Genomic DNA, 16435 nt, shown 5'->3' on the forward strand with positions numbered 1-16435 from the left:
TGCCCTTAAGGTGCTCAGATGCATCGACCATGGGGATGAGGATATCCTCCAGATCGAGCTCACGATGCAGTCGGATGACAAGGCACTTGCCGATCTTCCCTATGAATTTAGGCTCCAGGATGCAGAGGGCAGGAACCTCTTCCTGGCAGATAAGATCGTGCTCGGCGATAGCTGCAAGGAAGACTATGACTTCCCCGGCTGGATGCATCGCAGAATCGTCCTCTCCGGACGCATCCCTCATAGCCTGGTCTCCGCCACCGCATGGTTCAGGTGCGGCATGGGCGAGGTTGTGGAGCTCTGGGATGCTGAGACCTTCAAGGCCATGCGCAAGAAGTGGTTCTACGACAGCCTCTCTGCTGACAGAGACCCGATCTACGACGAGTGGTACCGCACCCGCCACCAGGCAAAGCCCTGGCAGCTCGAGGCACAGCGCCAGGCACGCTTCAAGATCGAGCCGGTCTTTTCCGTCGTCGTGCCGCTCTACAAGACGCCGGTGCCGTTCTTCCATGACATGGTCTCGTCCGTCACAAACCAGACCTGGGCAAAGTGGGAGCTCATCCTTGTCAACTCCACGCCGGAAGACAAGGAGCTTGCCGAGACTGTGGCATCTGCTGCCAAGCAGGACTCCCGTATCAAGATCATCGATCTCCCCGAGAACAAGGGCATTGTCGGCAACACGAACGAGGGCATCGCTGCTGCGGCAGGAGACTTCGTCGTCTTCCTCGATCACGACGATATCATCGAGCCGGACATCCTCTACTGGTATGCCAAGGCGCTGAATGACTATCCGACAACCGACGTCCTCTACTGCGATGAGGACAAGCTGCATGATGGACACTATGAGCAGGCATTCTTCAAGCCTGACTGGAGCCCGGATCTTCTGCGTTCCCAGAACTATGTGACGCATCTTCTTGCCATCCGCCGTGCGCTGCTGGACGAGGTGGGGCCGCTTCGATCGGAGTTCGAGGGGGCGCAGGACCATGACCTCACGCTCCGCGCAACAGAGAAAGCCAGAAACATCTTCCATGTCCGCCGCATCGGCTACCACTGGCGCATCAGCGAGACCTCTACAGCTTCTGCCAGCTCTGCCAAGGACTACGCAAGCAGCGCCGGCTGCCGGGCTGTGCAGGCACAGCTCGACCGTCTGGGCGTCGAGGCTGAGGCCTATGAGGATGAGAGGATCCCCGGCGTCTACCATGAGCGCTTTGCCTGCTCTTCTGCGCCGTCCGTCTCCATCGTCATTCCCAACAAGGATGCAGCAAGGCTCCTCTCTGCCTGCGTCCGCTCCATTCTCGAGAAGACGACCTATCAGAACTATGAGATTGCCATTGTCGAGAACAGCAGCACGGAAGAGGAGACCTTCGCGCTCTACAAGGAGCTCGAGGCGCTCGACAAGAGGGTCAAGATCATTACCTACGTGCCGGATACGCCAGGCTTCAACTTCTCGAAAATCATGAACTACGGTATCCGCCATACCACAGGCGACGTGGTCCTCATGCTCAACAACGATATGGAGATCATCACGCCTGACTGGCTTCAGCTGCTCCTGGGCCATGTCCAGGAGAAGCGGGTCGGCTGTGTCGGTTCTAAGCTCCTCTATGCTGATGGCACGATCCAGCATGCTGGTGTCATCGTCCATAGGGGAGGGCCGAGCCATACCGGCATCTTCATCCCCCACGATTCAGACAACTACTTCCACGCTGCCCAGGTGACGAGGAACTTCCTCGGTGTTACGGGTGCCTGCCTCATGGTGAGGCGCGAGGTCTTCGATGAGATGGACGGTCTCGACGAATCCTATGCCGTCGACTTCAACGATGTGGACTTCTGCCTCAGGGTCCGCGATGCCGGCTACTGGAATGTCTACGAGCCGCTCTGCGAGATCTATCACTTCGAGTCTGTCTCGCGTGGCAAGAACGATACGCCGCCGAAGCGCGTGCGCTTCAAGCGCGAGGGTGCAAAGATCGCCACAGGCCATCCAAGCCTCTATGAGATCACGGATCCCTATATGAATCCGAACATGTGGCCGATCAATCCCTATTGGCATCTGGATGTATAGAGACCCTAGGCAGGAAGCGGGAGAGACACTGTGATATCGATAGCGGGAACCGTCAGGGCAGACAACGGATGCGGCTACCTCGGCTTCACGACAGAAGCTGGCTGCACCCATCCCAAGGTCACGGTCCATCTGGCAGAAGATACTGCGGCCGTGCTTCCCACCTGCCTCATCGAGCTCGACTTGCCTGCTTCCAAGGCGGCACTTCTGCCGGCAGATGCTGACGGCCATGCCTGGGCGGTGCAGTTCCCTCTCATGCAGAAGGACATCTCCATCGATATCGAAGATGGGGAAGGGGGCCATGCTGAGACCGGCTTCTCTGTCCTCAGAAGCAAGATCGACTCCCGCCTGCTTACACGCCGCAATCCAGCTCTGGCGGCAGCTCTGAGACATGCCGAGGATACCTGCTGGACTGGAAGGACAAGACTGCTGGTAAATGGCGTATGGCCTGCGGGCAATGAGACGGTTCTCCGCTGGCAGGCCATCTATGCCACGGATTCTGCAGATGCTGCCCCCTGGCTCTCTGCCATGGATACGCAGGGAAATGACTTTCCTCTCTCTCCGATTGTCATGGAAGACCATCTCGTCCCTGCAGAGCGGGACCAGCTGCTCTGCGAGCGCATCGTCACATTCTCCTGCCGGGTGCCGGCAGATGTGCCCGACCTCATCTTCAGGACAGGCCTTGCGGGTGCGGAAGGTACAGAAGGCTTCTCAGTCCTTCTTGCCTCAGAAGAGAGACGACTGCTCGATGAGACGAGAGCCTGGATTGCAGGCGCTTCTGGAGATCCTGCCTATGAGCATTGGCTCGACTGCCATAGGTCTTCTTGGAGAGACCTGGAGCTTGAGCGTGCAGTATCGAAGAAGAAGCATGACGAGCTGCCTTCAATGACGGGAATATTGCATATCTCAGCAGAAGATATCCAGAAGAGATCTGAGCAGATACGGCGTGCCGTGCGCAGCCTTCAGCAGCAGACGCTCTCTGGGCTTGAATGCATCGTTGCTGGCACAGCGGAGGCACTTGCTGCTGCAAAGGATCTTGTGCCCGCAGATGAGGGCTTTGTGATGCAGGAGATACCGGCTGGTCCGGAAGGCATCAGGGCTGCTGCAGAAAAGGCTTCCGGAAGCTACCTTCTGCTCCTCGATGCTGACGTGTTCCTTGAGCCTGATGCCTGCTGGCGCCTTGCCGAAGCTGTGGCAGAAGCCCAGAAGCAGGGAAAGGAGGCGCCGGCCCTTCTCTATGCAGATTCGGATGAGCTTGCAGATGGACACTTCTGCAATCCCTCGTTCAAGACATTCCCGAATCTCGGCAAGCTCACCTCGATGGACTACTTCGGTCCGGTCGTGGCGGTGAGGCGAGATGTGCCAGAATTGGTTGGCTGGCCATCCCCTTTATGCGGAGAGCTGCTGTATGACCTGGACCTTCGCGTCATGGAACAGGGACTTCCTGCCTTCCATGTCTCGAAGGTCCTGAGCCACAGGCAAGGGCAGAATACGGGCGATTGGACAGGCCGTAAGCGCGCCCTCGAGGACCATTTCAAGCGTGCTAGGATAGCCGCATCCGTCCTGGATGGACCCTGCCCCGGCACCTTCCGCATACGCTATGCGCTGCCCGAGCCTGCACCCCTCATCTCCATCATCATTCCGAGCAAGAATCATAGGTCCCTTCTCTCGAAGTGCGTCTCATCCATCCTCGATAAGTCCTCCTACAAGAATTTCGAGATCGTGATCGTCGAGAACAACAGCACAGAACCTGCTACCTTCGAGCTCTATGAGAAGCTCAAGGAGACGGATTCCCGTATCTGCATTGAGACCTGGAAGCCTGAGGGAAAGACTGAAGGCGGATTCAACTACTCTGCCATCGTGAATGCTGGCGCACGTGCTGCCAAGGGCGAGTATCTGCTCTTCCTGAACAACGACACCGAAGTCATTGCGGCCGACTGGCTCGAAGAGCTCCTGGGCTGCTTCATGCGCAAGGAGGTCGGTGCAGCAGGAGCGAAGCTCCTCTTCGAGGATGGCCTCATCCAGCACGCGGGCATGACAGCAAATCCGAACTGCGACAATGCGCACTTCAACCAGAACCTTGCGGCTGATGCCTGGGGCTATGAGTGCTCAGCTGCGCTTCCGAGCGACATGAACATGGTCACAGGTGCCTGCCAGATGACAAGAAGGGATATCTTCGAGCAGCTGGGCGGCTACGATGAAGAGCTTGCTGTCGGCTTCAATGACAGCGATTACTGTCTGAGAGTACGCGAAGCGGGCTATGCCGTGGCTTTCACGCCCTATGCTCTCCTGCATCACAGAGAGTTCTCGTCCCGTGGCCGCGAAGCAGCAGATATACGTCTCAAGAGCCGTCTTCTCCAGGAGAAGGCATACATGATTGCAAAGCATCCTGCATTCTATGCGCAGGGCGATGAGACGATCAATGAAAATCTGGACCGGTTCTCGAACTACTTCTCGCTGCGCTGGTGACGTACGGACAGTAATGGAGCCGGGAAGAGAAGATTCTTCCCGGCTCCATCTGCATAGATACTGCTGAAATGATTGCCTACTGGAATGCGTAGAAAGCGACGCCTTCGAAGTTCCATCCGATGCCCTGCAGATAGCCCTGCTCATCCTCATTGGTCGTGAAGAGGTGCGAGCCGACCTTCAGCCAGCGGTTGTAGAGACGGTATACCGGCTCGGTCCAATCCACATCCTGCCTGGAGCCGATGGAATAGAAGGCCTGGCCTTCCTGGATCCAGCCGATGCCCGCCAAGGAGCTGTACTCCGAGAGGCTCGTCGTGAAGTGATGGTCTCCCGAGTAGGGGTTGTAGAGACGATAGACCGGATAGGTCGAGATGGCAGCGGATTTCCAGGTCATGCCTTCGTCTTTCCAGCCAACTTTTTCAAGGCTCTTGTCTTCGCTCAGGCTCTCCGTAAAGAAGTGGTCTCCTGTCCACTTGTTATAGAGGCGGTAGACCGGAACAAACTGCTCCCTGATCCAGGTGCCGCTCATCGAGCTGCCGGCATAGCTGGCATCAAGGCTGTCTGCCGCAAGGCCATTCGAGCCATCGGAGAGGCACCACCTGCCGGTGTGTGAGCTGTCGGCAGAGACGACCGGGAACATGTTTGCAGAGCTCTTTGCGTTCTTTGCCGTGAACGTCTTTCCCATCGTTATCGTTGAGAGACTGCTGTCTCCGGCGAACATGTCAGAGGTGTCTGCTGCCTTCGACATATCGAGGCTGCTGATATCGATGGAAGAGAGGGATGTGCAGCCTTCGAACATGCTCGAGAAATCAGTCACCTTCGAGGTATTCAGATTTGAAAGACCTTCGACACTCTTGAGGTTGGAAAAGCCCTTGAACCAGTCTGCTGTGCAGGCAGGAGAGATGGAGTCCTCGAAGACGATGGATGTGACCTTGTCTGCAGATGCGAAGGGGCTAGCCGTGTTGCTGGTCGCCTCTTCGAAGCCGCTGTAGGTTGCAGCAGAAGGCGATGCAGCCTTGCCGGCTGAGGAGCTCCCGCCCGTGCCACCCGATGCTGAGCTGGAGGAACGATAGAACGTGAGCGTGGATCCATCTGCCGAAAGGGATGCGTAGGCAGTTCCGCTCTGCGACGAGGCGGAAGCAAGGGCGGGGACCGGAAGGGTGAGCGCTATGGCAAAGGCTGCCGCACAGCAGGTGGCCAGCTTCTTCAAAGAGAAGGAATGTGTATCGTGAAGCATCGAAGCCCCAATCTATATTGTGCTGGATTCAAGGCGTATAAAGCCTACCTGAACAGTCTAGTACGCCTAATGTGCAGGCTTGTAAAGTTTGCATCAGATGAAATCAGAACCAAGAGTGCTGCAGATAGAGGAAAAGCCGGGGACCCAGAGGCTCCCGGCTTCGAGTGAAAGATGCTGGCCCTGAAATCAGCGGGCTACTTCAGGCTGTAGAACGCGATGTCCTCCTGGCTCCAGCCGATGGATCCGAGGTGGTCGTACTCGCTCTTGCTGGTCGTGAAGAGGTGCGTGCCCTGGGTGAGCCATCTGTTGAAGAGGCGGTAGATGGGCTTGCCTGTGGAGGAATCTGCAGAGTAGAAGGATATGTACTCCTTTTTCCAGCCTATCGATCCGAGATGGTCGTATTCGTTCTGGTCGCCTGTATAGAAGTGGTCTCCGCTGTAGGGGTTGTAGAGGCGGTAGACAGGATGGCTCGACTTCTCGGGTGCCGTCCAGGCGATGCCCTCCTTTTTCCAGCCTATCGATTCGAGATGGTCGTATTCCGACTTGCTCGTCGTGAAGAGGTGCTCTCCCGACCACCTGTTGTAGAGGCGGAACATCGGCACGGTTCCCGCGGCTGGTGTGTAATTGATTGTAAATGTTGTACTGACGGATCCCGTGTAGTTGCCTATACCAGTCAGAGTCACTGTCGCAGTCCCGGGCTCCACATTGTTGGAGTAGGAGACGGTATAGTCCGTCCCTGCGGCGAGGGTCCTTCCTCCGAGCTTCACCGTGACGGAGGGCGTCAGGGCAGAGCCGGTATAGATCTGGGTTGGAATCGTCTCGATGGTCGCCCCCGAGATGTCTGCCGGCTCTATCTTGAACGGCACCCTGATGGTCCCTGTGTAGCCATTGATGCCGGTGACGACGATATAGCCTGTGCCTACATGCACGTTGCTCTCGAAGGACGCTTTATAGTCGGGGCTATCTATACCCTCCATCTGGCACTGGAGCGATTCAGGTCCATCATTTGGCTTAGTCTCCGTGACAGTGACCGTCGGCTCTATCGGGCTTCCGGTATAGGTATAGGTATCCCTGCTGATCTTGGCCTTGATCGTGCTTGAAGCGCTGATGTCTGTCGGTCCCACGATCTTGAACTCCACGGTCTTCGTTCCCGTGAAGGCGCCCTTTCCCGTGACGGTCACCTTGGCAGTGCCAACATTCACGTTGTTCTCGTAGCTGAGCGTGTAGTCCACGCCCTGACTCAGACGGTAGTTGCCATCAGTGAAAATGTGAGGGATGGGAGTGGCGGGTTTGCCAGTATATGCCTGATCTCCGATTTCATTCCAACGAAGGGAGCTGATATCGGTGCCTCCAGACACTTTCATTTTCTTGCTGAAATTCTGTCCTGCGAAGATTCCTTTGCCGGTAATGCTGACATTGACGTTGCCGTCAGAGCCAGCATCAGAAAGGGTGTAGTCAAAATCGATGCCTTTCTGCAGATAGAAAATGTAATTGCTGCTTGTATTTATGGCAATGCCAACATTGATGGGATGATCGGCGCTCCGTGCGTCGTATAAGGATGTGAAGCATGAAATGTCGACGCTGGATGAGGTTGCCAGATCGGGTACGCTGTCAGCGATGGCGAAATAGCTGCTTGTCGTGCCAGTATAGTTGCCTATTCCAGTAACCGTTATTGTGGCACCATAACCTACTTCTGTATTCTTGGAGTAAGAGACGGTGTAGTCTGTGCCCTCTCTGAGCTTCTGGTATCCAAACATGACCGTGGGCGTTGGCTCGCAGGCCTTGCCGTTGGACAGAAGCTGGATAGGCAGAGCCTCTACGGTCGCTTCGCTGATGTCGCGCTTCGCGTTCGAGCCCGAGGCGAGGAGGACGGCACGGTAGGCATTGACCAATCCGTACCCCGTGTACCGGTCCCATCCGGTGCCATAGTGTGTCATGTCCGTGGCGGAATCATAGAGATATTGGATGGCCTGCGCGGGAGTCAGGTTCGGATTCGAGGCAAATTCGAGCGCGACGACGCCTGCAACCCACGGCGATGCCATCGACGTACCCGAGTAGTACTGATATTGATCATCGCCGGTATTGATTGAACTAAGAATCCAGCTTCCCGGTGCGCATATGTTCTTATGGGTCTTTCCTTCGGTCTGGGAGACGGTATTGAAGTTCGAACTGCCGTTCAGTGACCAGATGTCGTGGGGTCCCCAATCAGGAGCATATGCATTCATGACAGAGACGATTGGTGCATCAAGGTCGCCAGGGAAGGTGTCATCGTAGGGCATGAACCGCTGAGTGCTGCTGGCATCCTCGTCCATGTATGGATTGTAGTTGCCCGCGCAGCAGACGCTCACGATACCAGCATCATAGGCCTGCTGGATTTCCGAAGCCAACAGCTTGTCCTGTGCAACCCACTTTGGCGAGTCGGAACTCATGCCGACGCCGAAGATGCTCATGTTGATCACTTTGATGTTATATCTGCTCTGGTTGGCGAGCACATACTTGTAGGCGTAGACGATATCGTCGGTGTAGCAGTGGGGAAGCCTCTTGTTCGTCTCTGTCGAAGCATCCCTCACGTCATACGAGGGGAATATCTTCACGCCGACGATGCCTGCGTTGTAGGAGACGCCTGCGACGCCCTTGCCGTTGTCGGCTTCTGCCGAGACGATGCCTGCGACATGTGTACCATGGCCCATGAGGTCGGTCACGTCGCTCACGTCTCCTGCGATGCCATTTGCCGGATTTGCAACAGTCGCATCGTAGGTTGCGACGATGTTGTCCTTGAGGTCCTCATGGGTCGTCAGGAAGCCTGTGTCGAGGACGGCGACAGACACCTTCTTGTTCGACTTTGCGATATCCCATGCCTTATAGATGCCGGTATCTACAAGGCCAGCTTCATTCTGAGCGGCATCACTGAGCTTCGTATCGTTCGTTTCGGAAGCGGTGTCAGCTTTGCTGTTATCTGATGCCTGCGAAGATGTCTCCATAGACGTGCCCGTACCTATCTGCTCGTCACCAAGCGAGTAGGCGAAGTTCGGCTGCGAGGAGAGGCCTGCCTTGCCGAGCTGGTCCACTGCATCCTCTACTGAGACATCGCCTGCGGTCTTCACGCGGACGAATCCCTGGGAGATGTCCTGGTCGTCGACAGACTTCGTGGCGATGCCGTCAGCCTGTTCAAGCTTTGCATCGATGTCCTCTGCCGTCTGCCCAGGCTCGACCGGCACGAGCACGACTCCTGGCTCGTAGATGACACCGTCGGAGGCGCCTGAATTGTTCTCTTCTTCCTGCTGCTGTATGGCTGCTGTTTCCTCAGCAGTGAGCGCAGCCGTCTGTGGCTGGCTTGATTGATGGCTGGTTGCAGGCGTGGACTGTGACGTCCCACCATCTGTTTGATCTGCTGCTGACGTGTCTTGGTCAGAAGCCTCAGCGTCCGATGAGGATGAGGAATCTTGAGCTGTGAGTATAGTCTGCCCCGTCCCGGCAGGGCTGATGGTGCCCCGTGAGGTGGATATGCCTATGGCTGCAACGACAGCGACGAGCGCCACGGCTACAGCCGACGCTATCCATATCCTCCACTTCCTCTTCGCCTTCGGACTGAAATGGTTCCCGCTCTTCTTCTTCCTGATGCTCATATCCGCCCCTTCCAGCGCATGTGAACGGCATCCTGAAGAAGACCTTAGGCAAACCTGAGCGGAAGTTGTAAGGATTTGCTCTCCACGCAACAAAGAACCCGGCCAGCGTAGTGAAAGGGAGGATGGATGACAGAGGGGCGCTAGCGATATATTGAGAGCGAAGATGCTGCTTCCATTACCCGCTTTGGCGTGAGAGATAGTGATTGATAAGGAGATTGGTTTGAGCGCAAAACATATGTCGCATATCTCAGCTCAGAGTGCCGGGAGACAGATCTCTCCGCTGATGATTTTCCTGAGCGCAGCCACTGCTGCTGTAACAGGGCTCTATGCCGAACTCTTTCACGAAGCGGTCGTGGCCGACCGTACTGGTGCGGTTACAGGCTTCCTTGCCGGAGCCATATCTGCTTCCAGTCTGGTACATCTGCTGCTCTTTTCCATTGCGGCGTTTATGCTGTTCTTCCTTCTGCTCCGTACGCAGCTCTTCGAGCATATTGTCAGATGGCGCTATCCGATAGCCGTTGTCATCCTTATTGCCTGCGTAGCCCTGAATATCAGTGGTTCATCGGTCGCACAATGGGGGAGGTTCCTGGGAGAAGAAGGCTACCAGGGAACGCTTCTGGGCTTGCCGAGACCGATACGTTCCGACGAATGGGACGTGATGACGCCTTTCGCCTTCTCTCAGGCTGCCTCAGGCTTCAATGCTGCAAGCCCTGTCCTTGTTGGTGGCGGCACCGATGTGACCATGGTCTATGGCCAGCCTTCGTATGCAGTAGCAACACTCTTCCGTCCCTTCCTTTGGGGATATCTGCTGCTGGGTGCAGAGCGTGGGCTTGCCTTCTTCTGGGATGCACGCATGCTGTGCATGATGCTCGTGGGGTTCGAATTCTTCCGTCTTCTGTCCAAGGATGACGGCCTGTGTGCCCTGGGCTCGCTCATGTGCACGCTCTCTCCGGCAACGCAGTGGTGGTTTGCGGTGAATGGGACAGCTGAGCTCCTCATCTTCGGAGAGGGACTCGTCCTTACGCTTCATAGCCTTCTGAATGCAGAGACAGGACGAGGGCGCTGGGGAATGTCTGCCATCCTTGCCTGGCTCTGTGGAAGCTATCTCCTGATTCTCTATCCGGCGTGGCAGGTGCCTTTCTTCTGGATCTTTCTGGCTCTTGGCATCTGGGTCTGCGTGGAGTGGGCAAAGCGGACAGACGGAGACAAGAGGCACAAGCAGATGCGTAGCATCTGTGCGCCTTTGATTGTCTGTGTTGCGGCAGTGGTGCTTCTTCTGGCATATGTTCTCTGGTACTCGAAAGATACCGTCGCTGCTGTCATGGGATCTGTCTATCCTGGCGCCAGAAACGAAAGGGGAGGTGGCCTGCTTCAGCTTCTGCCTAAGCTGACGACCTCGATTGCTGGGCCCATCGCTTCAGCTTCCTTCGCCAATGTATGCGAGTCTGCAACGTACCTGGCCCTGGCTCCTCTGGGCGCTATCCTTGCCGTCAAGAATGGTCTGGTCAGAAAGCATGATGGCATCACGCTTGCGCTCCTGGTGCCCTATGCAGTGCTTCTCTGGTATGGCTTCTTTGGCTTTCCCGAGATTCTTGCCAAGTTGACGCTTCTGAATGAGCTCCCTACCTATCGGATTGCCTTGCCGCTTGGCTTCCTGGATGCAGCTCTGCTCGTCCGTGGTGTGGAGCTGGGAGCTCATGATAAAGAGATATCTGAGACAGGCACCTGCAAAGCAGTCAGCCTGTGGAAAGCTGCCATTCCGGCATTCCTGCTTGCTATGCTCTATGCGATGGCTGGACGCCTTGCGAATCCTCAGGCAATGCGTCTTTCGATAGGCGTCGTTCTCTTCGTTGCCACATTCTGCCTTGCAGCTGTCCTTCTTGCTTTGGAGGCAGGGAATCACGCAGCAATCAATGGTGTGGCAGCGCTCGTGATGGCCGTGCCGCTGCTTCTGCCGGGTGCCTTCGTGAATCCAGTCCAGCAAGGTGCGCAGGCTCTCGAAGAGAATGTACCTGCACAATTGGCTCAGCAGGTATCAATGGATGAGGGCGAGGGCGTCTGGGCGACTGATTCTTACGTATTGAGTCAGGATCTTGTGGCCCATGGGCTGCCAACCATCAACAGCGTCAATACCTATCCTCATATGTCGCTGTGGGGAAAGATCGACCCTGATGGACAGTATCAGGATGCCTATAACCGCTATGCTCACATAGAAGTGGGGGCAGCTTCCTCTGCCTCTTTCGAAGTGATGCAGAGCGATCTCATAATGGTGCACCTGACAGCGGACGACCTCAAGACTTTGGGGTGTACGTATTGGCTGGCAACAGGAGATGTCAGCCAGGCCAATACCGAAACGGCTCATCTGGAGAAGGTGGCAGCTGAAGGGCCGTATACGGTCTGGAAGGTCGTATCTGCCTCATAGCAGAAACTCTTCTTCATAGTGCATAGATGCGCAGGGGCCGGAATGCAATGCATCTGCCCCTGCGCATTTTGTCATGGACGGTATGACGCGCTGGGAAATCAGGCAGCTTCTGTGATCCAGGATGAGGCCGAACTTGACCGTTCCCCGTCAAGTGTGGACCACCTGCAAATCAGAAGCTGAACTACGCTTCAAGTAGATGATGCTTTTCTGATAGGAGTTGCCTTTTCGGCCATGAATGCAGCCGAATGGAAGCTTCTTCGGCAGGTCCTTGACTGAAGGAGGCAAACGTACATGGAGAAGTGCTTGCATGCCGGAGATTCCGGCACGAGGCAGAGGTGCGCAGGACGGATGGTGCCATTGCTGCTGGCGCTGGCTATCGTCCTGTCTGCGCTTGCTGTCCTTGCGGTTCCGTCGGTCGCTTCGGCGGAGGACGATCCTACTGCGATAGATGGTGTCTTCTACAAGTGCTCAGATTCCCTGTCCGACTCGAAGAACATCCCTATGGCGTACCACTGGAGCGATACGTATTTCAGCGGAACATCCTCTGAGTATTCGCTTCCTCTGGCAGACATGTCGCTCTGCATGGAGATGGCTCTGGGTCCCCGCGCCATGTCCTGGGATGACAACCAGTACACAGATGGAGACGTGAACATCAGAGCTCTTGCAACCGAGCTTGGCTTCAAGGACTTCGATGAGCATGATCTCACCTCTCCCAGCGCTGAAGAGGGAACCATCGGCACGTTCATCGCATCGCGCGACATGACGGATGACCAGGGTGCCTACAAGCTCGTGTTTGCTGGCGGCCGCGGCCTCATGTACAACCTCGAGTGGTACCAGAACATGCTGGTTGGCTCTACAGGCGAGCACACCGGCTTCTCGCAGACGGCAGACCTCTTCAAGGAACGCATCGACGAGTACCTTGAGCGCTTCCAGGGCCAGCGCGTCAAGCTCTGGATTGTCGGCTATAGCCGCACCTCTGCTGTTGCCAACCTCACAGCCGCCCGCTATGACCGGGAAGGGAAGTACTCGGGCGACAATCTCTTTGCCTACTGCTTCGCCACTCCTCAGGGCACGACGGCATCCGATGCCCATGATGCGATGTTCAACAACATCCACAACTTCGTGAATACTGCAGACCTGGTTCCCAAGGTCGCTATGAGCGAGTGGGGCTTCACCCGCTACGGACAGGACCATCTCTTCCATGCTGCACCGAACGATGTGGAAGGCGGCTACCAGACGACCGAGGCTGCCGTCAATGCCGAGCTGAAAGTGCTGAACTCCGATGTCACCTACAACGTCAGCGAGCTCACGCCGACGCGCCTGAGCTCTGCTGCCTCCAATGCGCTTTCGCTTGAGTCGACAGACGGTGCAGATGCAGTGGATTCCCTCGGTCTTGCAGGAGACGCTCAAGGCGTGCCTTCCATGCCTGAGGTCCTGCTCGATGTCGTGACCGAGGGTGCGGCACAGGGCGCCACCTCTACTGATGACGCAGATGCTGCTTCCGCCAAGTCCGAATCTGTTACGACGCAGGATGATTCCGGCGCTGCCGATGCGGCAGGAACGGAATCTCTGAACTCAATCATCACGCCGCCGTTCAGCAATCAGAGGGAGTTTACGACGGGCCTTGCAAACCTCGTTGTCGAGACGCCGCTCTTAAGGGGCTTCTATGCCAAGACCGAGCAGGTGGCATTTGCTGAAGTCAGCGCTCTCTATGTCGGTGCTTCCTCGTCGCAGAGAGGCGTGGTCTCGAATTACGTGGCTGAGCAGAAGGAGGCATACGACGGCCTTCCACTCGTGCTCCTGAAGAAGTTCCCGGACATCCTGACTGATGCCTACTCCAAGGCAGGCATGATCGACAATACCGAGGCTGCGAGAATCAAGTTCAAGGCCCAGGCAAAGATTGTCGTCGATGCCCTGACCGGCGTTGCTGCGCATGATGTGGCAACGAGCGGTGGCTGGTACACCGGCACCCTTGCCAAGTACTCGAGCTACCTCATGCTTCCGCATATGGATGAGGTTGCGCTCTCCTTCGTACGCATGGCAGAGACGAACTCCCAGCCTACCGTGTCTCCTACGAGCTCTCAGTGTGCAGGATATCGCATGGTCACGCTTCCTGCTTCCGTCCAGGTTGCGGTCGTGAACCAGGAGAGCGGCGCCACCGAGGCTACGTTCCAGAATGGTGTAGTGGTCTCCCGCACGAATGACTGGATCCATGCAAGGAAGGAAGATGGGAACCAGATCATCTATATTCCTCTGGGAACGACCTATCAGCTCATCGTCACGTCTGACTCCCCGTTCGACGCCACGACGCGTGTCGAGGAGTACTCCTACCGCTATCCGAACAACGGCGTCACCCGCAAGGAAGATCTTCAGTCGCTCAGCGTGATGGCAGGTGCCAAGCTCATGGTCCAGCTGCCTGCAGTGGCTGACGATGCCGTGCTCAAGGGCTCGAGCGTCGAGTACAAGCAGTGGGTGGATGGCCAGAATGCCACTGTTCAGGTGTACCGCCTGTACAACAGGTGGTCGGGAGAGCATCTCTTCACGACAAGCAAGTCCGAATACGATGGCCTCGTCAAGATCGGCTGGAACGGCGAGAATGTGGCCTGGGTGTCTCCTTCGACATCCAAGACACCGGTCTACCGCATGTACAACCCCTATAGCGGTGATCACTTCTATACGTCGAACCAGTCCGAATACAACAGCCTCGAGAAGATTGGCTGGAGGAAGGAGGGCACTGCCTTCTACTCGGTCGACGACTCGGTGGGCGTGAGCTCGAAGAAGCCCATCTACCGTCTCTTCAATCCGTGGCTGACTCAGGGCACGCACCTCTATACCGCCGATGCGGACGAGTACAACCACCTCGGCCAGCTTGGCTGGCATCAGGAGGGCATCGAGTTCTATGCGCTGAACGTGTAGTCTCTGCCTCCAGCAGACTTGCCTTCTGAACGGAGCAGCATCCTCTGCGGTGCTGCTCCGTTTCTTGTGGATGCATGGCACGAAGATGTAGGGAGAGAGGGAGAGAAAGAGAGATATTCCCGGGAAGACCAGCTTCTCATTCTTTATCGGCTGGCCGCCTAAGCATCTCTGCCCTTCTGGCATATCCATGAACCCATGAGCTGTTCAGGCATCATAAGAGAACCTGCTGGTCGATATAGGTATAGTGGTCTGCAGCAATCAACAGGACGCCCAATGCCTCCCTATAGAAGGGATTTCCCTGCTCCGGAGGCTGGAATGCATGGGCGGCATTCAGATGCATAGGAGATATTCGTGGGTCTTCTTACCAGAAGGTCATTCTTTGGTCTTGCTGCGGCTCTGCCGATATTTGCTCTTCCTGCCACAGCGCAGGCAGAGGAGGCTGAAGGGACGGATGATTCAGTCGAAGACATCCTCTACCGCATGAAGAACGATCTGCCAGAGAGCTTCAGGTATGACATGGGCGAGGCATTAAGCCAGCCCGATACCAGTGCAGCGGAATAGGAGGGCGCATGTCTTCTGCAACGACAGCCTGGGCCAAGACAAGCGCGGGCTATATTTCGAGCAGCGGGGCGGTGATTCCGAATGCTGTGGCAAAAGGGATTGATGTCTCTTCGCACCAGGGGTCGATAGACTGGGAATCGGTTGCTGCCGATGGAATAGATTTTGCAATCATCCGCAGCAGCTACGGCTGGCTCGACGATATGACGGATGCCAGCCAGCATGACAGATATCTGAAGCAGAATGCTGCTGCCTGCGAGAGCCTGGGCATACCCTATGGCATCTATCACTACTCCTATGCAAACCTCAGCATCTCTTCCGAAGCGGGCACCTGCGAGGCTGAGTATGTGCTGAATGCCATCTCTGGCCTTCATCCGACACTTCCCATCTACTATGACCTCGAAGATGCGTCTCTGCCCAAGAGCACTTCTGCGCTTACGACGATTGCTACGCAGTTCTGCGAGAAAATTGCCAATGAAGGGTATGTACCGGGAGTCTACGCCAATCTCAACTGGTGGAAGAACTATCTGACAGATTCCTCTTTCAGCAGCTGGTCGCGCTGGGTGGCACAGTACAACGATGAGTGCACCTATACAGGGGATTACAGATACTGGCAGTGCACATCCGAGGGAAGCGTCGACGGCATATCCGGCAACGTCGATCTCGACTTCAGGCTCAGAGAGCCATCTGTCGAGGTCTATCGTCTCTACAATCCCTATTCAGGAGAGCATCTCTATACGCTGTCTTCGAGCGAGCGTGACCATCTGAGCTCGATCGGATGGAACTATGAAGGGATTGGCTGGTACGCGCCTACGAGCGGAGGCAGCGTCTACCGCCTCTACAATCCCTATTCGGGCGACCATCTCTATACCACGAGTTCTTCTGAATACGCATCGCTTCAGACCATAGGCTGGAACGGCGAAGGCACGGCATGGCATACAGCTCCTGCCGCTTCGGGAGAGCCACTCTACAGGCAGTTCAACCCCTACGAGACCATCGGTACCCACAACTACACCCTGAGTGCCGCGGAGCGTGACAACCTTGTCTCGCTGGGCTGGAAAGATGAGGGAATTGCCTGGTACGGGACATAGACTGACCGCGCAAAGAACAAAGTAGGCATTGACATACGAAAATGCTCAGAGACCGATGCTCGATCT

Annotated in this window: 9 protein-coding genes; 6 read left to right on the plus strand and 3 right to left on the minus strand. The window is 56.2% G+C overall.

Translation table 11 applies throughout. The features are described 5' to 3' along the window. Positions 1-2056, plus strand: a 2056-nt coding sequence (locus ABVS03_RS09615) for a glycosyltransferase family 2 protein (RefSeq protein ID WP_368018934.1), incomplete at its 5' end; no start/stop codon positions are given. Positions 2057-2086: 30 nt separating this feature from the next. Beyond that, complete coding sequence (locus ABVS03_RS09620) at positions 2087-4522, plus strand: glycosyltransferase family 2 protein (protein WP_368018935.1); 2436 nt, start codon at positions 2087-2089, stop codon at positions 4520-4522. A gap of 76 nt (positions 4523-4598) precedes the next feature. Here the strand turns inward: ABVS03_RS09620 and ABVS03_RS09625 are convergent, their stop codons facing one another. The 3 genes from ABVS03_RS09625 to ABVS03_RS09635 all read right to left on the minus strand — a co-directional run bounded on the left by ABVS03_RS09625 (position 4599) and on the right by ABVS03_RS09635 (position 9872). Beyond that, positions 4599-5729, minus strand: coding sequence for a BspA family leucine-rich repeat surface protein (locus ABVS03_RS09625; RefSeq protein ID WP_368018936.1), 1131 nt, complete (start codon positions 5727-5729; stop codon positions 4599-4601). 221 nt (positions 5730-5950) lie between these two features. After that, the gene (locus tag ABVS03_RS09630; protein WP_368018937.1) at positions 5951-9382 is read right to left on the minus strand and encodes a S8 family serine peptidase; all 3432 of its coding nucleotides are present in this window, start codon (positions 9380-9382) and stop codon (positions 5951-5953) included. 247 nt (positions 9383-9629) lie between these two features. After that, positions 9630-9872 carry a hypothetical protein gene (locus ABVS03_RS09635; protein WP_368018938.1) on the minus strand — a complete coding sequence of 81 codons (243 nt, stop codon included), beginning with the start codon at positions 9870-9872 and terminating at the stop codon, positions 9630-9632. A 168-nt stretch (positions 9873-10040) separates the two neighbouring features. Here ABVS03_RS09635 and ABVS03_RS09640 point away from each other — a divergent pair, with 168 nt between their 5' ends. The 4 genes from ABVS03_RS09640 to ABVS03_RS09655 all read left to right on the plus strand — a co-directional run bounded on the left by ABVS03_RS09640 (position 10041) and on the right by ABVS03_RS09655 (position 16369). Continuing rightward, on the plus strand, positions 10041-11804 hold the full coding sequence (locus ABVS03_RS09640) for a hypothetical protein (protein ID WP_368018939.1): 1764 nt from the start codon (positions 10041-10043) through the stop codon (positions 11802-11804). 291 nt (positions 11805-12095) lie between these two features. Further along, positions 12096-14720: a hypothetical protein gene (locus tag ABVS03_RS09645; RefSeq protein ID WP_368018940.1), complete on the plus strand. Its 2625-nt coding sequence runs from the start codon at positions 12096-12098 to the stop codon at positions 14718-14720. A gap of 351 nt (positions 14721-15071) precedes the next feature. Beyond that, positions 15072-15281, plus strand: coding sequence for a hypothetical protein (locus tag ABVS03_RS09650; protein ID WP_368018941.1), 210 nt, complete (start codon positions 15072-15074; stop codon positions 15279-15281). 8 nt (positions 15282-15289) lie between these two features. Beyond that, entirely contained in the window at positions 15290-16369 is a 1080-nt protein-coding gene (locus ABVS03_RS09655; RefSeq protein WP_368018942.1) for a glycoside hydrolase family 25 protein, read from the plus strand. Positions 16370-16435 lie beyond the last annotated feature (66 nt).

It is taken from the genome of Olsenella sp. AGMB03486 (assembly GCF_040884255.1).
GTDB lineage: Bacteria > Actinomycetota > Coriobacteriia > Coriobacteriales > Atopobiaceae > Olsenella_L > Olsenella_L kribbiana.

Excerpts from the sequence above, each read along its gene's own strand:
- ABVS03_RS09630 (WP_368018937.1), bottom strand. The coding sequence starts at position 9,382 with ATGAGCATCAGGAAGAAGAAGAGCGGGAACCATTTCAGTCCGAAGGCG.
- ABVS03_RS09645 (WP_368018940.1), top strand. The coding sequence starts at position 12,096 with ATGGAGAAGTGCTTGCATGCCGGAGATTCCGGCACGAGGCAGAGGTGC.
- ABVS03_RS09640 (WP_368018939.1), top strand. The coding sequence starts at position 10,041 with ATGACGCCTTTCGCCTTCTCTCAGGCTGCCTCAGGCTTCAATGCTGCA.
- ABVS03_RS09635 (WP_368018938.1), bottom strand. The coding sequence starts at position 9,872 with ATGCTCGAAGAGCTGCGTACGGAGCAGAAGGAAGAACAGCATAAACGC.
- ABVS03_RS09655 (WP_368018942.1), top strand. The coding sequence starts at position 15,290 with ATGTCTTCTGCAACGACAGCCTGGGCCAAGACAAGCGCGGGCTATATT.